Raw genomic sequence first — 18,522 nt, forward strand, 5'->3', positions numbered from 1 at the left:
AAAGAGCTCGGTCCAACGGCCGAGACGCTCCGTAAATAATCCGTCAAAAAGGCCAGGTCACAGCGGTTCCTTCGGCGCATGGGCGCCCGCTCCGCAGTCATGGGGGGCACTTCGGGGCACCCGTTATCCGATTTTGACCTGACGAACTGCCTGAATGCGTCAGTCCGAATGGCAAGATGCCGTAACCGCACGAGGTCGCGACACTCGAAGGTGCGTGCCCGACCCGTCCTCGCTTGTTTTTCCCTGCTCAGCCGGAGGAACCTGCTCATGACCGCAAGCACCACCCGTCGTACGACCGCCGCCCGGTCCCGGATCGCCGCGGTCGCAGCGATCGCGGTCTCCGGCGCCCTGATCCTCACCGGTTGCGGCGACCAGACCGACAAGGGCTCGTCGACGCCGTCGGGCCAGGCGGCCAACAGCAGCGCGCCGCTGTTCTCCAAGCTGCCGAAGAAGATCCAGGACGCCGGCGTCATCAAGGTCGGCACCGACGCCACCTACGCCCCGATGGAGTTCACCGAGGGCGGCAAGATCGTCGGTGTGGACCCCGACATCGCCGCGGCCATGGCCAAGCAGCTCGGCGTGGAGTTCAAGTTCGAGTCCGGCACGTTCGACACCCTGATCGGCAGCATGCAGACCGGCCGCAGCGACGTGGTCATGTCCTCGCTGACCGACACCAAGGCCCGCCAGGAAGGCCTGGACGACAAGGGCAACAAGACCGGTGCGGGCGTCGACTTCGTCGACTACTTCCAGGCCTCCACCGGCATCCTGGTCAAGAAGGGCAACCCGGAGGGCATCAAGACCCTCGACGACCTGTGCGGGAAGAAGGTGGCCGTCCAGCGCGGCACCACCTACGAGCAGTCCGCCAAGGACCAGGCCGAGAAGTGCAAGAAGGACGGCAAGGGCGAGCTCTCCATCGAGTCCTTCCCGACCGACGCCGAGGCCCAGACCCGCGTCAAGGCCGGCGGCGCCGCCGCCGACCTGAACGACTCGCCGGTCGCCGCGTACATCGCGAAGACCGCGGGCGGCGGCAACGACTTCGAGGCCATCGCCAACCCGACGGACGCCGGCTTCTTCGGCATCGCCGTCGACAAGAAGAACACCGAGCTCCGCGACGCCCTCCAGCAGGCGCTGGACGCGATCATCAAGGACGGCACCTACAAGGCCGCCCTCGACAAGTGGAACGCCGGCTCCGGCGCCGTGACCGAAGCCAAGATCAACGCCGGCCAGTGACCTACGCGGAGTACTCCCCTCGTACTTCGTCTTCCTTGCACCACTGAAGGGCAGTCACTGTGACTGACAAGCTCGACAAGGCCTCCGGCCCGGCGGACACCCCGCCGGCCGGGGCCGTCCCCCCCGAGGCGATCCGCGCCATCCCGGTGCGCCACTACGGCCGGTGGATCAGCGCCGTGGTCGTCATCGCGCTCGCCGCGGCCCTCGCCTACGCCTTCTCCCAGGGCAACGTGCGCTGGGCCACCGTGCCCGAGAAGATGTTCGACCCCACGATCCTCAGGGGCCTGGGCAACACCATCTGGATCAGCATCGCCTCCATGGCGCTGGGCCTGGTCCTCGGTGTCCTCTTCGCCGTCATGCGGCTCTCGAAGAACCCCGTGACCAGCACCATCGCCTGGTTCTACATCTGGTTCTTCCGCGGCACCCCCGTGTACGTCCAGCTCCTCATCTGGTTCAACCTCGCCCTGATCTTCCCGATCCTGAACCTCGGGTTCTACAAGGACGAGATGACCCAGGTCATGACGCCGTTCCTGGCCGCCCTGCTGGGCCTCGGCCTGAACGAGGGCGCGTACATGGCGGAGATCGTCCGCGCGGGCATCCAGTCCGTCGACGAGGGCCAGACCGAGGCCTCGCACGCCCTCGGCATGACCCGGACGCAGACCATGCGCCGCGTCGTCCTCCCGCAGGCCATGCGCGTGATCGTCCCGCCGACGGGCAACGAGTTCATCAACATGCTCAAGACCTCGTCGCTGGTCGTCGCCGTGCAGTACTTCGACCTGCTGCGCGCGGCCCAGGACATCGCGTCCACGTCGTTCGCGGTCATGGAGATGTTCTTCGTCGCGTCGATCTGGTACCTGGCCCTGACCAGCATCTTCTCGGTCGGCCAGTACTACCTTGAGCGGCACTACGCCCGCGGTGCGCTGCGCTCCCTGCCGCCCACGCCGCTGCAGAAGATCAAGGCGAACCTCACCCGCCTCTCGAACCGGAAGGCGGTGGCCTGATGACGACGACTGCCATGGTCAAGGCCGAGGGCGTCCACAAGTCCTACGGCGCCGCGCACATCCTCAAGGGCATCGACCTGGAGGTCGCCCCGCGTGAGGTGTTCTGCCTGATCGGGCCCTCCGGCTCCGGCAAGTCGACCTTCCTGCGGTGCATCAACCACCTGGAGAAGGTCAACGGCGGCAAGCTGTACGTCGACGGCCAGCTCGTCGGCTACCGCCAGAAGGGCGACAAGCTCTACGAGCTGAAGGACAGCGAGGTCGCGGCCCAGCGCCGGGACATCGGCATGGTCTTCCAGCGCTTCAACCTCTTCCCGCACATGACGGCCATCGAGAACGTCATGGAAGCGCCGGTCATGGTCAAGCGCGAGTCCAAGGCGGCGGCCCGCGAGCGCGCCATCAAGCTGCTCGACCGCGTCGGCCTCGGCGACAAGGGCGGGAACTACCCCGCGCAGCTCTCCGGCGGCCAGCAGCAGCGCGTGGCCATCGCCCGCGCGCTGGCGATGGAGCCGAAGCTGATGCTGTTCGACGAGCCGACGTCGGCGCTCGACCCGGAGCTCGTCGGCGACGTCCTCGACGTCATGCGGGACCTGGCCGAGTCGGGCATGACCATGGTCGTGGTCACGCACGAGATGGGCTTCGCCCGCGAGGTCGGCGACAACCTCGTCTTCATGGACGGCGGCGTCGTGGTCGAGTCCGGCCACCCGCGCGACGTCCTCGGCAACCCGCAGCACGACCGGACGAAGGCGTTCCTGTCCAAGGTGCTCTGAGCGGTCGGCGCCGAGCGCAGGACGGTCATCCGTCATCCGGGAGGGGCGGCACGGTCACCGTGCCGCCCCTCCCGCGTGCGCGCGCGGCGCCGGTCTTCCGATGTTCCGGCGAAGGTCCTACTTCAGTGCCAGGACCATCGCGTCGGACGGCGAGCACCACACCGTCCGCGCCTCCGCGAAGCCCGCCTCGCGCAGCGCCCGCGCGTGCCAGGCCGCGTCCGGGGTGTCGCCGTCGGCGTGCTCGCCGTAGATCTCGAAGCGGCGCCTCACCGGCTCGGCGAGTACCGGGTCGGCGGCCGCCAGCGCCCACCACTCGGCCCAGTCCGGTACGCCCGCCGCCTTGGCGCGGTCCATGCCGGCGTGCCGGTGGGCGCGCTCGGCCGCGTTGATCCGCGGGGTGGAGGGGTCGGGCATGTGGTCGGCGTTCATGAAGACGCCGCCCTCGGGCAGCAGCGGGGCCAGCTGCCGGTAGAGGACGGCCAGCTGCGGGCTGTGCAGCCAGTGCAGGGCCGTGGCCGTCAGGACGGCGTCGTAGCGGCCGTGGGGGAGCGCCGCGGTCCACTGCGGGTCCTTCAGGTCGGCGGTGACGAAGGAGACCCGGGAATCGCCCGCGAAGTGGCCCCGCGCGATCGTCAGCAGCGCCGGGTCCAGATCCACGCCGGTGCTCGCCGCTCCCGGGAACCGCTTGAGGACGCGGTCCGTAATACTTCCCGTACCGCACGCCAGATCCAGCACCCTGGGGGTGGGGCCCGCCAGAGCCTCCAGCATGTCGAGCATCACCCGGAACCGCTCCTCGCGGTCGGGCATGTACCACTCCTGCTGCCGGTCCCAGCTGTCCTGCCAGGCCTGCCAGTCGGTGGTGGCCTCAGCCTCTGCCATCGCGAACCCCTCCGCCCCGTTCCGTAATACCCTCGAATCAGTACCAGCTGTTACCGCGAACTCTGATCCGCAACCCTAATCCGCATCCGTAAGGACTACAAGTGGAACTGGCCCATTACTCGGACTATGCCGTGCGCCTGGTCAACACCGAGGAGCCGGCCCGCAACAAGGACGCCCTGACCTCGGTCGAGGCCGTCCGCGCCCTCTTCGGCGAGAGCGTCCAGATGGCGCGCCGGGTCACCGACACCGACGTGACGCGCTTCCGCAACGTCCGGGGCCGGCTGCGCGCCGTCTTCGAGGCCGCGGACGGCGGCGACCACGTCCTCGCCGTCGACCTGCTGAACTCGCTGCTGATGGAGTTCCCCGTCAGCCCCCAGGTCTCCGGCCACCAGTACCTCGACGACGAGGGCCGCCCCGACTGGCACATCCACCTCGCCGACCACCCCTCGAACGCCTCCGCCGGCTACGCGGCCATCGCCTCCTTCGGCCTGGCCTTCCACCTCACCGAGCACGGCCCCGACCGGCTCGGCCTCTGCCAGGCCCCGCCCTGCCGCAACGCCTACCTCGACACCTCCACCAACCGGTCCCGGCGCTACTGCTCCGACCGCTGCGCCACCCGGGCGAACGTCGCCGCCTACCGGGCCCGCAAGCGCCTCGAAGCCGAGGCATCCGCCCGCAGCGGCCGCAGCGCCGACACCGCCCAGGACAGCCGGGCCCTCAGCGAGCTCTGATCCGCCGGGCGCGGCCGGAAGCGCAGCACGGCCGTCGCCAGCACCAGCTCCTCGGGCACCGTCCCGTAGTCGGTGCTGTCCCCGGTCTGGTTGTACGGGTTGTCCCCGAGCACCCACCAGCCGCCCCGGCGCCGCTCCACCGCCCGCTTCACCACCAGCAGGTCCTGCTGGAACGGGTGGCGCAGCACCACCACGTCCCCCGGCCGGACCGCGGCCCCGTACCGCACGACCAGCCGGTCCCCGTGCAGCAGCGTCGGCACCATCGACGGCCCCGCCACCTCCAGCACCTCGAACCGGGTGCCCCTTCCGCCCGCCATGCCCGACCTCCTCGCCCGCTGCGGCCCCCCACGGCATGGTGCCGCACGGGGCCGTACGTTCGCTCACCGCTGCCCGGCCGCCCTCGGACTTTTGTCCCAAGCCTCCGGGGCCACTCGCGAAATCCCCCTCCCCACGGAGTAACCTCGCCCTTGAGAAGACGATCACGAGGAGGAGTATCTCCATGCTTTCCCGCCTCTTCGCCGCCAAGGCGAAGGTCTCCGCCCACTGCGACCTGCCGTGCGGCGTCTACGACCCGGCCCAGGCCCGCATCGAGGCCGAGTCGGTCAAGGCCGTCCAGGAGAAGTACCAGGCCAACGAGGACGCCGACTTCCGCGCCCGGGCCATCACCATCAAGGAGCAGCGGGCCGAGCTCGCCAAGCACCACGTCTCCGTGCTGTGGAGCGACTACTTCAAGCCCCCGCACTTCGAGAAGTACCCGCAGCTGCACACCCTGGTCAACGACACCCTGAAGGCCCTCTCGGCCGCCAAGGCGTCGAACGACCCGGCGACCGGCCAGAAGGCCCTCGACCTGATCGCCGAGATCGACCGCATCTTCTGGGAGACCAAGCAGGCTTGATCTCAGCCTAGGTCGCCTGACCTGCACTTTCGCGGGTCTGGCTACCTACCTGTCCGCACCCGGTCCGCAGGCCGCCGAGCATGGCGTCCGTGCCGGCCCGGGTGCGGTTTTCTTCCCCGGGCCACAGGTGCGCGCAGATCCGCAGCGTGATGACGGCGGATGCGTGCCCGAGGACCAACTGCACCTGCTTGACGCTCGCGCCGCCATACACGCAGCCAGCACCGTCCTCGACTCCGGTGACGATGCCGCCGCCCAGGGCCGCCTGGCCGCCTTCGGCGACGCCCTACACAACATCGCCAGCGCCACGACCTGCCCACACCGGGCGGAACTACGAGCTGCGGCAATGCACGCTGATGCCCTCGCTGCCCGTGGCAGCGAGGGCATCAGTCGTCAGGAGGCACGGGCTGAGGGCAACCGCGCGACCCACCTCGTCACCTCGGTCAGGTGGCCGGACTGCAGCCCTCGGTGTGGGTCGGGCTGCACGAGAAGGGTCGCCGCTCCACGGGCGGTGCGCTCGGCCGCCCAGGCGTGGTCGTGGCCGGTGAAGTCGTCGTCGATCCAGACGGCGGGGGCGTCGCCGAGCCAGGCGTCGACGTGGTCTCGTTTCCACAGGTAGCCGTTGGGGTGGCTGGTGGTGATCTGCGGACGCGGGAGGTCGACGTGCGGCAGGGGCGGGAGGCCCAGGAGGGGGCCGATGAGGGTGGTGGCGTCCTGGCGCCAGCTGGTGCACCAGACGGGGGTGACCAGGCCGGTGCGGATGATGTCCATAAGCAGGTGGCCGTGGTCGGGATTGAGCCAGACGGTGACCGGGTTGTCGGCGCTGCGGTCGGCGGGCACGACGTCGTGGCGGGCGTGGGTGGCCGGGGTCGAGCCGTGCTCGTCGGGGAAGGGTATGAGGACGCCGTCGATGTCGAGGAGCAGGTAGGGCGGGCGCATCGGTCCTCCATAGTCCGGATGAAGCGGATGTCAGAGCTTGCGGGCGCGGATCAGCAGGGTGGTGGGCCAGTGGCCCATGCGGGGGTCGTGGAACTCCTGGGCTGAGGTGAGCCAGAAGCCCGCCTGGCTGAGGTGCTTCTCCCAGCGGTCCGTGGAGAACTCCCACCGGGCGATGGGGAGCCGGGTGCGGTCGGGCAGGGTGACGTAATCGCGGCGGGGCCGGTCGTCGCCCGAGGGGCTCCGGCCGCCGCGCTGCGGGTGGGGGATGGAGAAGGCGAGCACTCTTCCGGGCGTGAGGCGGTGGGCGATGGCCGGCAGCAGGAGTCCAGGGGCGACCAGGCCGACGGCGCCGAAGACGGAGTAGACCGCGTCGAACTGTTCGTCGGAGGCGTGCAGGTAGTGGAGGGCGTGGCCGGCGACGAAGGTGAGGTTGTTCAGCCGTCCGTAGTGGGAGCGGGCGCGGCGGACCTGGAGGCCGACCAGGTCGACGCCCGTGACGTGGGCGCCGTGACGGGTGGCGAGGTGGGCGGCGTTGTGGCCGGGGCCGCAGCCGAGTTCCAGGAGGCGCTTGCCGCGCAGGTCGGGGCCGAGGACGTCAGCTCCGGGCCCCTGGCCGGGTCTCGTGGTCCATTCCATCCGTGCGGGTACGGAAAGCGGTTCGGCGAGACCAGCGGCGGTGCGCTGGAGGGCGTGGGCGTGCCAGGGGGATGCCTGGGCGAGCACGTCAGATCTCCAGGAGGTGGAGAACGTCGGTGAGGTGGCGGCGGACAGCCTTGATGTAGGCGGGGTCGGTGGCCGGGTCGTTGATCCAGCGGATGGACTGCTCCATGAACCACTCGACGGCCCACATGCGGTGCCAGCCCAGGGCCCAGTTCTCGGCGGTGAGCCCGCCGCGCGGGGCGAGGGCGTCGGGGGTGCCGCCGGCCGTGACGTACTGCTCCAGGAAGACGCGCAGGCGGACGGGGTGCAGGGGCTCGATGGTGCCGTGCCAGCTGGCGAGGTCGAGCAGGCCGGGGCCGGTGAAGGCGCGGGCGAAATCAAGCAGCCGCCAGCCGCGCTCGCCGATGTGGAGGCTGGTGGGGTGGAACTCGGAGTGCACCCAGCCGAAGGGGGCGATGGTCGCTCCGGCCGAGCGGGCCTCGGCGGCCTGGGCGATCCGGTCGAGGGCGTCCTCGACGTCGTTGGCGTCCTGCCACCGGTCGGCCTTGCGCAGCCGTTCGAGGTGCTCCAGTGCCCGGGCCGGCAGGGTCCGCAGCCGGTCCTGATCGAGGACGGGCAAGGGTGGAGCCGTGCGGGTGCCGTGCAGGACCACGGCCGCGGCGACGCCGTCGAGGTCGTCGGCCTCGCGTACGGAGGGTCCGAGGTCCTCCATGAGCATGCCCAGCCAGCCGTCCAGGACGGCGGAGGCGTGGACCCGGGGGACGGGTACCCCGAGGGTGTGGGCCAGGCGGAGGGCCTGGTCCTCGCTGTCGAACGGCTTCTTGGCGTACTTGAAGATGGCCGTGGAGCCGTCGGGCGAGGTCACGCGCTCGACGCCGGACATGGACCACACGCGTACCTCCTCCCGTACGGCGGTGGTCTGGCCGGTAGCGGTGAGCAGGTTGTCGAGGAGTTCGGCGCTGGGGTTCGTGGTCACGGGAGGGCTCCGGGGAGATGGTGGCGTCCGGGGCGGGCGAGGGATGCCGGCCCGCCCCGGAGCCTGATCGGGTGGGTTACGCGGCGGGGTTCACGCGGTGGGCGTAGACCTGCTCGATCCAGCCCGCCTTGAACGCGGCGAGGTCGTCGCGGAAGTTCGCCATCGAGGCACCGTAGGGCGCGACCACGCCGCCGGACTGGTCCGGCACGGACTGGCAGCCGTGCACGAGCCGGCCACCGAGCGCGGCGTGGGCCTTGATGGACTCGATCCGGCGGTGCTCGTTGAACCAGCCGCCGTGGTAGACCTCGTCGAGCATCCCGCCCGTCTCGTCGTCCAGGTCGAAGACGACGGAGGTGGCGGCGGGGAAGAACCAGCACGGGCCGACGTTGGAGATGTGCCCATCCAGCTCGACCTTGTTGAGCGCCATGAGCGTGGCGGCCTCGCGGAGCATCCGCAGGTGGTCGGCGGTGATCTGCGGCAGGCCGAGGCCGGCCAGGTGCTCGTCGCGGAAGAGGTACGCGTACACCTCGTACGCGGTGGCCAGAACGCGGGCCGCATCGGAGGTGGACTCGCTGTGCTGCTTGATGAAGTCGAGCGCGAGCTGCTCGACCGCGCTCTCGGTCGTCTCGTCCACGTCGAGGAGCTGGGACTTGACCAGCTCCCAGTCGGCGACGAGCCACGTGCTCGACTCGAAGCGGAAGAAGTACTCGGCCGGGTCGATGGTGATGCGCCGGCCGTCGACCTGGATGCCCGGCAGGCGGCTCCAGCGCGGGTCGAACGCCTCGGGCAGCTCGACCGTGATGGCCGTGGTGTCGATGGTGGTCACCGTGTCTCCGTCTCTGATTGGCCAGGTTCGGGCACAGGAATGCCCGAGCCCGGTCTGGGCGTACGGAACTTCGGGGTGCCGCCCGGACCAAGGGGGAGCCTGGATCACGGTCGTGCCGTTCCGGGCGGCTGCTGATAAGTGAACCTGTGGTCACGCTCAGTGGGTACGGTGGAAGGCAGTTGAAGCGGTATACGCGGTTTACAGCTCCGGAGTGGAGGCGATCGTGGCGGCGCAGAGAGAACCCAACTCCTGTCTGCGCGACGTCATCGCGGCGGTCGGCTGCACCTACGAGGCTCTCGCCAGAGACGTGCGGCGCATCGCCGCCGAGAACGGCGAGATCCTCCAGACCAACAAGTCGGCCATCTCGCACTGGGTGAACGGCACCCGTGCCCCGTCCGGCCGGGTAGGTCATTACCTCGCCGAGGCGCTGTCCCGCCGAGTGGGGCGCACGGTCACCCAGACCGAGATCGGCCTCCAGGCCAGCGATGACGAAGCGCCGGCGGAATCCGACCCTGTCCTCGCCGCCACCGACCTGGGCCGCGCCGACGTCGAGCGCCGCCGCTTCCTCGCCATCGCGGCCTTCACCACTGCCGGCGTCGCCATGCCGCTCGGATACGACCACGAAGCCACCGCCCGCATGCTCCGCGCCCGCACCGGCACGTCCGTGGTCGGGGCGGAGGACGTGGACGTCGTACGGCAGATCACGGCGGCCTTCAGCGCCGCCGACGAGCGCCTCGGCGGCGGGCACGGCCTGACCACCGTCACCGCGTACCTCGCCGACACAGCCGCCCCCATGCTGCGCGGACGCTTCCCCAGCGAAGCCTTACGCCGGGCCGCCTTCGGCGCCGTCGCCGAACTCGCCTACCTCGCAGGGTGGAAGCACCACGACCTCGGCCAGGAAGGCGCCGCCCAGCGCTACTACCAGGTCGGCTACAAGCTCGCCTGCGAAGCCGACCCCCACGGCCACGCCGCCTGGATGATGCGCGCCCTCGCCCACCAGGCCCTCAGCCTCAAGCAGCCCCACCACTGCGTCGACCTCGTCGAAGGCGCCCTGCAGCGCGGCCTCGGCCACGTCGACGGCCAGACTGAGGCCCTCCTCCACATCACCCACGCCCGCGCCTACGCAGCCACCGACGAGAACTCGTCGGCCGCACGCGCCCTGCTCGCCGCCGAGGATGCCCTCCTCCGTGACGACGACCCCCAACCCAGCTACTCCCGCGTCAGTGGCCCCGCCGCCGGCACCGTGGCCAGCCATACCGCCCGCACCTTGACCGACCTGGCCGACCACATCGGCACCGAGCAACAGCATCGAGACGCCCTCACCCGCTGGGACCCCGAGAAGTACAAGCGCGTCCACGCCCTCACCCACGCCGACCTCGGCGACAGCCTCGCCGCCCAGGCCCGCGCCGACGAAGCCGTCGCCGCATGGACCCAGGCCCTGGTCCTTATGGAAGGCATGACCTCCGACCGCACCCGCAAGGCGATCACCTCAATCCGCTCCACCCTCGCGGTCTACCAGCGGCGCAAAGTGCCCGGCGCCGCCGATCTCGCTCGCCGCGCCCGCGAGGCCCTCGCCTAACATGCCCAACAACCCGCCCGACGAAGGGAACACCGTGGCCCAGCAGACCAACGACCAGCCGAAGGCCCTCAAGCCGGCCCTGGAATCCATGACCCTGCTGGTCGCTGCCGTCATCGTCCACGACACGGCCACCAACCGCGTCGTCCTCCTCCAGCGCAGCGAGAACGCCAAGTTCGCCCAGGGCCTGTGGGACCTCCCCGTCGGCAAGAGCGAGCCGGGCGAACCCATCACCGAAACCGCGGTCCGCGAGCTCTACGAGGAGACTGGCCTCACGGTGAAGCCCGAGTCCCTCAAGGTCGCCCACATCATCCACGGCGCCTGGGGCGTCGAGGCCCCCAACGGCTTCCTCACCGTCGTCTTCGCCGCCCACGACTGGACCGGCGAACCCGAAAACCGCGAACCCCGCAAGCACGCCCAGGTCTGTTGGGTCGACGCCGACGCCATCCCCGACGAATTCGTGGACACCACAGCCAGCGCCCTCCACCGGTACCTCGCGGGAGGCCCGCAGGTCTCGCTCGACGGCTGGCGGTAGAGCGCCAAATGCGGCTTGGGTGAGCCCTTCGCCGTACCCACTCGGCACCCGAGCCGACCGCGTGATTACCAACAGTCCGAAACATCAACCCGCGTACTGGCATCGCACGGGAGGGTCAAAGGGGAATACACAGGGGTGTCGTCAATGCGTTCCACAACGTCAACTGCCGCCCTGCCTCCGAGGGCGGACATCGACGCGCGAACCGTGACGAGCCGGTCCCGCAGCCGACGGGACTCCATGCTCTCCATGGTGTCGAGCATGGCCATCACGGTTCCCGCTGCCAGTTCGGGGCTGCCGCCACGCAACTGGCAGCCCGAGAGGGGCGCCAGTGGACCCGGCCCCGCTCGTGTGTCTGCACCGCGACGGCCTCGGCCGCATACGTCTCAGCAGCCGCCGTGTCGCCGAGCCGCGTGAGCGCGTCGGCGAGGTTCGCCTCAAGCAGCCCCGCCTGAATGTAGCCAGTCTCGGCGCTGTGGAGCGACTACTTCAAGCCCCCGCACTTCGAGAAGTACCCGCAGCTGCACACCCTGGTCAACGACACCCTGAAGGGGCACTCGGCCGCCAAGGCGTCGAACGACCCGGCGACCGGCCAGAAGGCCCTCGACCTGATCGCCGAGATCGACCGCATCTTCTGGGAGACCAAGGCCGCCTGAGCCGCGTCTCTTACGGCCCCCTTCCGGCCCCGGGAGGGGGTTCTTGCGTATTCGGCCCTACCGCTGGAGGGCTGCAATGGCCTCGACGATCAACGCGCGAGCGTCCGGGCCGTATACCGCCATCCGCCGGAGCTCTGCGAATGCCCGCTCGTACAGCGCGATCTCGCCTGGTTGGGTCACTGTCACCCGGGCAGCGAGAAGCTCCACCGACACCAGGGTGTCGTCGTACATGTGGAACGTCTCCAACGGCCACTGTGTGCGCTGCTGCCGTGCCATGGGGATGATGCCTACCGAGACGGCGGGCATGGCCGCGGCCGTCAGGAGATACCCCAGCTGGGCCGCCATTGCCTCGGGGTCGGCGAGCTGGTAGCGGAGCGCGGATTCCTCGACGACGATGACGAATCGACGGCCCTGCTCGCGCAGGATGGCGTTGCGCTCCATGCGGGCCGCAACAGCATCGGCCACGTCGTCGGGGATCTCGCGAAACTTCGAGATCGCGCGGAGCAACCCGGTGGCGTAGCCCTCGGCCTGGAGCAGCCCTGGTACCAGGGTCGCGGAGTAGACGCGGAAGAGGCGGGTCGAGAGGAACAGGGGAACGTAGCTCTGCTGCAGTTGCCGCAGGCCAGTGCGGACTCGGCGCCGCCACTCGACGTAGAGGGATTCTGCCGTTTGTGACGAGGCGACGATGTCGGGGGCCTGCTCTGGCACCCCGCACGCTGCGCACCACCGGCGGATGTCGTCTGGCGACGGCGGAGTGACCGCGTTCTCGATGCGGCTGGACTTGGAGTGCGTCCAGCCGCACCGTCCGCCGAGTTCCAGCCCGGTGAGCCCCGCCTCCACGTGCAGGCCGCGCAGCCGCTGAGCCACTGCTCGGCGGGCGGCCTGCGCTGCTGAGGAGGGGGACGCAGGCACGGGCCTACCTGATCTCGTACCGGCCGTGCGGGATGGCGCGCTCCCACACCGCGCTGAACGCGTCGGCGCACAGCTTGGCGGCGGCCGGGTCGTCGCTCATCTCGCCGCCGGCGGATGAGCCTTCCCCGGTGAAGTGGTTCCAGCGGACGAGTCGGCCGTCGATGAGCCAGAAGTCGTTCCCCGGCAGGGCCAGGGTGCTGGCCTGCCGTCTCGGCAGCCAGCGCACTTCCTCCCCGGCCGCTACATTGGTGAACGTCCCGTCGTACAGGAAGCGCGTGTACTCGCTCACCGGCTCGGAGACGATGCGTGCGCGGCGCACGGCCACGCCGCGGCCCACGGTCGCGGCGACGAGGTCCAGCCAGGGCCGCCACCAGGAGGCCCGATCGGCGGGGTTGTGACGGTGGCCGGCCCTCCAGTCGGCGAACGGGCCGGTCTCGTAGTCGACGGCGTACGAGTCGCGCATCTCCAGATGGACGGCCGTGCGCTCGGCCGAGCCGAGCAGGTCAGGCCAGGTCGGCATGGTCAACGGCATCACATGCCTCCTTGATCGGCGTCGTCATGGCGACGGGTACCCGTCAGTCCAGTTCCGCAAGTGCGGCAACCAGCAGTCGGCCCTCCGGGGCGCCCTGCCGGAGCAGCAGGCCGCCCGCCCTGTGGAGTTCGCCCCAGGCGTGGGGCCGGCCGATCTCGGACGCGTCCGCCAGGACGCTCGTGGCTGTCGTCAGCGCCGCCTCGGGCTCTCCGGCACCGGCGTACGCGCGGGCCAGGCATGCCCCGTACCAGGCCCGGTCGCGCCGGAAGGCGGGTGTGAACCCGGCGAGTCCTGCCCTCAGGTTCTCGATCGCGCTCCGCCAGTCGCGCAGGTGCAGGTCCGCCATGCCGCGCTGTGCCGCGAACCAGGACTCGCCGTAGAAGTACAGCCACGGCGGCGCGTCGGTCGCGTTCGCGATGATCAGCTGCGCCTCGTCGAGCCGGCGGTACGCCGCGTCCGCGTCGCCGTCGAGGGCGTGACCGCGGCCGGCCATCTGCACGGCCAGGCCGCGGGTCGCGTCGCTCGCCCCCGGCGTCGATGCCGCGGCCTCCCCGAGGCGGATGGTGCGACGGGCCCGCCCGCGGGACCAGGCGACGTGGGCCTTCATGCTCATGGTCGTGGCGGCCATGTCGCCGTGGCCGGATTCGAGGGCCCAGTCGTAGGAGCGGTCGAACCAGGCGAGGGCCGGCGCCGTGTGGTCCTGGTCCTGCGCCATCCACGCGAGGAACTGCGCGTACTCCGCCATCACCCGCACGAGCCTGTCGGCGAGAGGGCCGCGCGCCTTGTCGTAGAGGCCGGCCACCGCCTCGAACTGCTTGGCCACGACGGCGGACATGACCCGGGACCCGAGCGTGTCCTCGGCCCGGCGGTGCTCGGCCAGCAGGCGCTCCACCGCGCCGAGCGAGGCCGCGTCCAGCCGCATCCCGGATGCGGTGATGTGCCGTAGGCGCTCCGTGTCCGGATCGGCCACCAGGCCCGGCAGGACGAGGGACGGCAAGGGCATCTCGGCGCCCGCGCCGCCGAGCAGTTCGGCGGGGATGCCGAGGCCCTCGATGATGCGCCGGCGGACCTCGACGGAGGTCACCGCGCGCCGCCGGTTCTCGATCGCAGAGATGTCCGGCTGTGCCAGCCCGACGAGGGCGCCGAGCCTGCTCTGGCTGCTGCGGGTCGCCTTCCGCCACTTCCTCAGCAGCGTCGGCCAGTCCTCGGCTGCGGCGGCTGCGCGCAGGTCGGGGTGCACCCAGACGTCCGACTCCGGCTCCATGGCCGGAATATAGGACGGCCCTATAGGGCCCGGTAGTGGATCGGGCCGGAAGTCAGCCGACATGGTGGTCGCACAGAAGGGCACGCGCGCGCCGGCCACCGAGGACGCGCGCCGCGCTGCTGCCCCGCCACCCGTTGACACCGCCCCAGGGAGCACCGCCATGGAGACCCGCACTCCCATCCCCTGCCACAGCGCGCCGCTTCCCGACGACTTCTGGGACCTGACCGCCGAGCAGGCGCTCGGTCGGGTGTGCGTCGCCTGCGGGAAGGTTCTCGTGGCGGGCGCCGTCTACCGGGGTGTCGTCACCGGCCGGGAGGGAGCCATGCTCCTCGACGCCGACGTCTGGTCCTGCCCCCGCCCGGCGGTCGGCCGATGAGTCCGGCGGGGCGGATCTGTGCCGTCTGCCAACGGCCGGTGCAGGGCGAGGGGATCCGGATCATCCGGCACTCGGCGTCCGGGGCCCGGCCGGACGGCTGGGTGCACCCCGCCTGCGACCGCGCCCCGCTGCGAGCGCTGAAGCCGCGCCCCCGCCGCGCCTGAGCCAGCCGCCCCGGGCAACCGGTGCGGCCCGGGGGGTTGATTTCGGTCATTTCCGGGGAGGCGGCGGCGGGAGCGGGCTGTGCCCCGCATGCGGGCGCCCGCCGGCCGGGGGTTCCGGGCGGCGGGCGGGGGCGGGTTCGGGGGTGCGGGGGCGGGCCGCGCCGGCGCGGGTTACTCGTCCTCGTCGTCCTCGTCGTCCAGGCGGGCCAGCCAGGTGGCCAGGCGTTCCACCGGGACCTCGAAGTCCGGGTTGAGGTCGACGAACGTGCGCAGCTGTTCGGCCAGCCACTCGAAGGTGACCTCCTCCTCGCCGCGCCGCTTCTCCAGCTCCTCGATGCCGCGATCGGTGAAGTACAAGTCGGGCTCCGTGCGTGATGAAGGTGTGCATGGGGACGTTTCCCGCCAGGATAATCCGCAGGCCGGGCAAGGCCTCCCCCCGTCGCGGCCCCGGCGCTAGCCTGGAATGCCGTCGAACGTGAGGGGGTGCGGATGCTGGACCGGCGCACCGGCGGCACCGCGCGCGCCTACGAACTCCTCGAACCCCTCGTCCAGGCAGCCACCGTACGCGTCCACCCCGCCCCCGGCGGGTATGGAGACCGGGGGAACCACCCGACCTGGGGCAGCGGCTTCTTCATCGCCCCCGGCTGGGTACTGACGTGTGCCCACGTCGTGGGCGAGGGGGGTGCTGCGGTGCGGCTGGTGGGACGAGAGATCGGCATCACCTTCTCCTCCGGCCCCCGCACCACCGGCACCGTCACCGGCCGCGTCGAGTGCGTCCTGCCCGAGCGGCTGGAGGAGCGCCGCCCCGCCCGGCGCGCCCTGTGGGATCTGCCCGACCTGGCCCTCGTACGGGTCCTCGCGCCGGTCTCCCACGCGTGCGTCCGGCTCACCGACCGCGCCCGGCCCCGCCTGGACGAGGTCGCCTACTTCGGCTGCACCGAGGACCTCGGCATCCCCGAGATCACCGGCCGCACCACGCGCCTGCGGGGCACCGCCGCCGGCGGCGCCGCCCTCCGCCTCGGCGACGACGACGAGATCGAGCCCGGCATGTCCGGCGGCCCCGTCGTCGACCTGGGCCGCGGCGAGGTCGTCGGCGTCGTCAAGGCCCGCCGGCACACCGGCGGCGGCGGGCTCGCCGTCTCCGTCGTCCAGCTGCGCACCCTGCCCCTGGACGCCGCCGGGCAGATCGGCCTGTACCGGCGGGTCATGCAGGCTCACGACCTGTACCACTACGACGAGCACCTCAGCGACCTCGACAGCCGCCGCACCTGGACCGACGTGCACGGCGAACTCCCCGCCGCCGACCCCTACGGCGGCCCCCGCCTCACCCCCGCCGAGATCACCACCCTGTGCGGGCTGCTCGCCGAATTACCCCCGCCCGGCTCCTCCGAGGCCGTACGCGCCCTCGTCGAGGCAGCTCGCGGCGAGGAACCCGACCCGGCCCTGCCGGCCCCGCTGAGCTGGCGCGACGGCCTCGGCATGCTCCACGACCCGCCCGGCGGCACCGGCGAGGCCGCCGCCATGCTCCGCTACGCCACCGACATCAGCGTCGCCGACCACCGCGAACCGCCCGCCCCCGGCTCCGACGAGGAGCTGTGGGACTGGGTGCGGGCCACCGCCGAGCGGCTGTGGCGGCCGCTGCGCCGCGAACTCGGCGAACGCCACGACCTGGGCCTCGCCGAGCGGGAGCGGCGCCGCCGAGCCCGCGCCGGCCGGCCCGCCCACGGCCCCGGCCGGCCCGCGCAGGCCATGCCGCAGGGCCCGTCCGTCCTGCTGGAGGCCTGGGCGCACGGCTGGGAGGACGTCTACGACTGGCGGGTCTCCGTCCTCGCCGGGCCCGCCCACCCCGGCCGCCTCACCCCCGTCGGCTCCGGCGTCCGCGTCACCCGGGCCGGCCTGCCCGAGGCGCTGCGCGACTCCCTCGCCGAGGCCTTCCGGCGCTGCGACACCCACGAGGCCCCCGCCGCCCTCGAAGTGGCCGTCGCCCCCGAGCTGTTCGGGCTGCCCGTCGACACGTGGACCGTCACCGGCCGCGTCCCCCTCGGCGTCCAGCGGCCCGTCGTCCTGCGCTACCCGGCCGGAAGCGGCGCACACGCCGCCGGCAGCCCGCCGCACGACCCGGAGGCCGCCCACCGCCGGGCCGACCGCTGGAGCCGCGTCCAGAGCGGGCCCCTGCTCGACGAGCGCGCCGACTGCGCGCACGGCCGGCCCCGCAGCCCCTCCCCGGCCTGGCTGGACGGCCTCGCCGACAACACCGTGCCGGTGCACTGCCGGGCCGCCGACCAGGAGCCCACCCTCGGGTCCCTGCACGCGGTCCGCGAGGCCGGCTACGGGGTCGCGGTCACCCGGCGGCCCCCGGCGGACCCGGGGGAGTCCTGCGCGCCGTTCCACCGCGGGCTGCGCGAGGAGCTGACCGAGGCGGGGCACGGGGCACCACTGCCGGTGCGGCTCCAGGCGCTGCGGGCCCGCTCCCACGGGGCGGACCCGGACGCGTACTGGTCGGACGGGACGGCCCTCGTCTGGGACGACCCGGCCCGCGCCCTGCCCGAGGACGAGCCGCTCCAGGGGGACCTGTGACGGGCGGGAGGGGACAGACGTGAACGAGGAATGGCTGATCTACCGGGGCGTCGGCGAACCGCACGACGGGATCGACGCCCTGCCCGAACCCCCGCCCTGGCGGGACTTCGACGGCGGGCCCCCCGTCGACCCGCCGCCGTCGGCCCGCTCCGCCGACGGCAACGTCGCCCGGCGCCTGGGCGCCCACCGGCAGGCCGCCGAGCTGCACCGGCCCGAACCGGAGGAGCTGGAGGCCATCAACGCGGCCCTCTACCTGCGCCGCCCGCTCCTCGTCACCGGCTACCCCGGCACCGGCAAGTCCACGCTCGCGCACGCCGTCGCCCACGAGCTGAAACTCGGCCGCGTCCTGCGCTGGCCCGTCGTCTCGCGGACCACCCTCCAGGAGGGCCTCTACCGCTACGACGCCATCGCCCGCCTCCAGGACGTCCAGATCGCCGCCGGCGGCGGCGACCCCGGCGGCGCCCCCGGCATCGGCAAGTACATCCGGCTCGGGCCGCTCGGCACCGCCCTGCTGCCCGCCCTCCGCCCCCGCGTCCTGCTCATCGACGAGCTCGACAAGAGCGACATCGACCTCCCCAACGACCTCCTCAACGTCCTGGAGGAGGGCGAGTTCACCCTGCCCGAACTCGAACGCGTCGCCGAGACCGAGCCGGAGGTGCACGTCCTCACCGACGACGGCGCCAAGGTCGCCGTCCGCGACGGCCGCATCCGTTGCCGGGCCTTCCCCTTCATCATCCTGACCAGCAACGGCGAACGGGACTTCCCCGCCGCCCTGCTGCGCCGCTGCATCCAGCTCAAACTCGGCCAGCCCGGCGAGAAGCGCCTCGCCACCATGGTCCGCGCCCACCTCGGCGAGGACGCCGCCCGCCTCGGAGCCGACCTCATCCGCGAGTTCCTCAGCCGCTCCCAGTCCGAACTCGTCGCCGCCGACCAGCTCCTGAACGCCATCTACCTCACCCACTACGCCGCCCCGCCGACCCGTGAAGACCTCGCCGACCTCCTCATCCAGCGCCTCGACCGCCCGAGGTGAGA

General features: G+C 71.7%; 20 protein-coding genes and 2 pseudogenes. 11 read left to right on the forward strand and 11 right to left on the reverse strand.

From position 1 onward, the window contains the following. Positions 1–267: 267 nt before the first annotated feature. Genes C0216_RS05245 through C0216_RS05255 form a run of 3 tightly spaced genes read left to right on the forward strand, consistent with a single transcriptional unit; the run spans position 268 to position 2,998 of the window. Positions 268–1,230 carry an ABC transporter substrate-binding protein gene (locus C0216_RS05245; RefSeq protein WP_114054127.1) on the forward strand — a complete coding sequence of 321 codons (963 nt, stop codon included), beginning with the start codon at positions 268–270 and terminating at the stop codon, positions 1,228–1,230. 59 nt (positions 1,231–1,289) lie between these two features. After that, positions 1,290–2,231, forward strand: coding sequence for an amino acid ABC transporter permease (locus C0216_RS05250; RefSeq protein ID WP_114054128.1), 942 nt, complete (start codon positions 1,290–1,292; stop codon positions 2,229–2,231). Next, entirely contained in the window at positions 2,231–2,998 is a 768-nt protein-coding gene (locus C0216_RS05255) for an amino acid ABC transporter ATP-binding protein (RefSeq protein ID WP_114054129.1), read from the forward strand. Before C0216_RS05250 ends, C0216_RS05255 begins: the two co-directional genes overlap by 1 nt. A 117-nt stretch (positions 2,999–3,115) precedes the next feature. On the opposite strand, the gene C0216_RS05260 is transcribed toward C0216_RS05255, so the two are convergent. Further along, a complete protein-coding gene (locus C0216_RS05260) occupies positions 3,116–3,877 on the reverse strand; it encodes a class I SAM-dependent methyltransferase (RefSeq protein WP_114054130.1) in 762 nt (253 codons plus the stop codon). A gap of 101 nt (positions 3,878–3,978) precedes the next feature. Here C0216_RS05260 and C0216_RS05265 point away from each other — a divergent pair, with 101 nt between their 5' ends. Then, the gene (locus C0216_RS05265) at positions 3,979–4,608 is read left to right on the forward strand and encodes a CGNR zinc finger domain-containing protein (RefSeq protein ID WP_114054131.1); all 630 of its coding nucleotides are present in this window, start codon (positions 3,979–3,981) and stop codon (positions 4,606–4,608) included. On the opposite strand, the gene sodX is transcribed toward C0216_RS05265, so the two are convergent. Beyond that, positions 4,512–4,925: a nickel-type superoxide dismutase maturation protease gene (gene sodX / locus C0216_RS05270; protein ID WP_114054132.1), complete on the reverse strand. Its 414-nt coding sequence runs from the start codon at positions 4,923–4,925 to the stop codon at positions 4,512–4,514. The two genes, C0216_RS05265 and sodX, sit on opposite strands and share 97 nt — an antisense overlap. Positions 4,926–5,107: 182 nt before the next feature. On the opposite strand from sodX, the gene sodN reads away from it, so the two are divergent. Further along, positions 5,108–5,503, forward strand: coding sequence for a superoxide dismutase, Ni (gene sodN, locus C0216_RS05275; RefSeq protein WP_114054133.1), 396 nt, complete (start codon positions 5,108–5,110; stop codon positions 5,501–5,503). Between the two features lie 7 nt (positions 5,504–5,510). Here the strand turns inward: sodN and C0216_RS35195 are convergent. The 5 genes and pseudogenes from C0216_RS35195 to C0216_RS05300 form a co-directional block, all read right to left on the reverse strand. After that, positions 5,511–5,714: pseudogene (locus C0216_RS35195) on the reverse strand (tyrosine-type recombinase/integrase); the annotation flags it as partial. A gap of 179 nt (positions 5,715–5,893) precedes the next feature. After that, positions 5,894–6,439 (reverse strand): HAD domain-containing protein, encoded by a 546-nt coding sequence (locus tag C0216_RS05285; protein ID WP_114054134.1) that lies wholly within the window; start codon positions 6,437–6,439, stop codon positions 5,894–5,896. Between the two features lie 30 nt (positions 6,440–6,469). Continuing rightward, on the reverse strand, positions 6,470–7,162 hold the full coding sequence (locus tag C0216_RS05290; protein ID WP_114054135.1) for a class I SAM-dependent methyltransferase: 693 nt from the start codon (positions 7,160–7,162) through the stop codon (positions 6,470–6,472). A gap of 1 nt (position 7,163) precedes the next feature. Further along, a complete protein-coding gene (locus C0216_RS05295) occupies positions 7,164–8,075 on the reverse strand; it encodes a phosphotransferase family protein (protein ID WP_114054136.1) in 912 nt (303 codons plus the stop codon). 76 nt (positions 8,076–8,151) lie between these two features. Then, on the reverse strand, positions 8,152–8,901 hold the full coding sequence (locus C0216_RS05300; protein ID WP_114054137.1) for a hypothetical protein: 750 nt from the start codon (positions 8,899–8,901) through the stop codon (positions 8,152–8,154). 223 nt (positions 8,902–9,124) lie between these two features. Between C0216_RS05300 and C0216_RS05305 the strand changes: the two genes are divergently transcribed. From C0216_RS05305 to C0216_RS34220, 3 genes and pseudogenes are all read left to right on the forward strand, one after another. Then, complete coding sequence (locus C0216_RS05305; RefSeq protein ID WP_114058466.1) at positions 9,125–10,480, forward strand: tetratricopeptide repeat protein; 1,356 nt, start codon at positions 9,125–9,127, stop codon at positions 10,478–10,480. A 1-nt stretch (position 10,481) separates the two neighbouring features. Further along, positions 10,482–11,012, forward strand: coding sequence for an NUDIX domain-containing protein (locus C0216_RS05310; protein ID WP_114054138.1), 531 nt, complete (start codon positions 10,482–10,484; stop codon positions 11,010–11,012). Between the two features lie 461 nt (positions 11,013–11,473). After that, positions 11,474–11,665 (forward strand): annotated as a pseudogene (locus C0216_RS34220) (superoxide dismutase [Ni]); the annotation flags it as partial. A 57-nt stretch (positions 11,666–11,722) separates the two neighbouring features. Here C0216_RS34220 and C0216_RS05325 read toward each other — a convergent pair. The 3 genes from C0216_RS05325 to C0216_RS05335 are packed head-to-tail and all read right to left on the reverse strand — an operon-like array spanning position 11,723 to position 14,373. Then, positions 11,723–12,577: a helix-turn-helix domain-containing protein gene (locus tag C0216_RS05325; RefSeq protein WP_114054140.1), complete on the reverse strand. Its 855-nt coding sequence runs from the start codon at positions 12,575–12,577 to the stop codon at positions 11,723–11,725. A 4-nt stretch (positions 12,578–12,581) separates the two neighbouring features. Further along, complete coding sequence (locus C0216_RS05330) at positions 12,582–13,109, reverse strand: DUF6879 family protein (protein ID WP_114054141.1); 528 nt, start codon at positions 13,107–13,109, stop codon at positions 12,582–12,584. 43 nt (positions 13,110–13,152) lie between these two features. Next, positions 13,153–14,373: a helix-turn-helix domain-containing protein gene (locus tag C0216_RS05335; RefSeq protein WP_114054142.1), complete on the reverse strand. Its 1,221-nt coding sequence runs from the start codon at positions 14,371–14,373 to the stop codon at positions 13,153–13,155. A gap of 160 nt (positions 14,374–14,533) precedes the next feature. On the opposite strand from C0216_RS05335, the gene C0216_RS05340 reads away from it, so the two are divergent. Next, positions 14,534–14,749: a hypothetical protein gene (locus C0216_RS05340; RefSeq protein WP_162793116.1), complete on the forward strand. Its 216-nt coding sequence runs from the start codon at positions 14,534–14,536 to the stop codon at positions 14,747–14,749. 335 nt (positions 14,750–15,084) lie between these two features. On the opposite strand, the gene C0216_RS05345 is transcribed toward C0216_RS05340, so the two are convergent. Continuing rightward, positions 15,085–15,270 carry a DUF6104 family protein gene (locus tag C0216_RS05345; protein ID WP_010061466.1) on the reverse strand — a complete coding sequence of 62 codons (186 nt, stop codon included), beginning with the start codon at positions 15,268–15,270 and terminating at the stop codon, positions 15,085–15,087. A gap of 132 nt (positions 15,271–15,402) precedes the next feature. On the opposite strand from C0216_RS05345, the gene C0216_RS05350 reads away from it, so the two are divergent. Continuing rightward, a complete protein-coding gene (locus tag C0216_RS05350) occupies positions 15,403–17,490 on the forward strand; it encodes a trypsin-like peptidase domain-containing protein (protein WP_114054144.1) in 2,088 nt (695 codons plus the stop codon). A gap of 19 nt (positions 17,491–17,509) precedes the next feature. Beyond that, complete coding sequence (locus C0216_RS05355) at positions 17,510–18,520, forward strand: AAA family ATPase (protein ID WP_114054145.1); 1,011 nt, start codon at positions 17,510–17,512, stop codon at positions 18,518–18,520. Positions 18,521–18,522 lie beyond the last annotated feature (2 nt).

It is taken from the genome of Streptomyces globosus, from assembly GCF_003325375.1.
GTDB classification, from domain to species: Bacteria; Actinomycetota; Actinomycetes; order Streptomycetales; family Streptomycetaceae; genus Streptomyces; species Streptomyces globosus_A.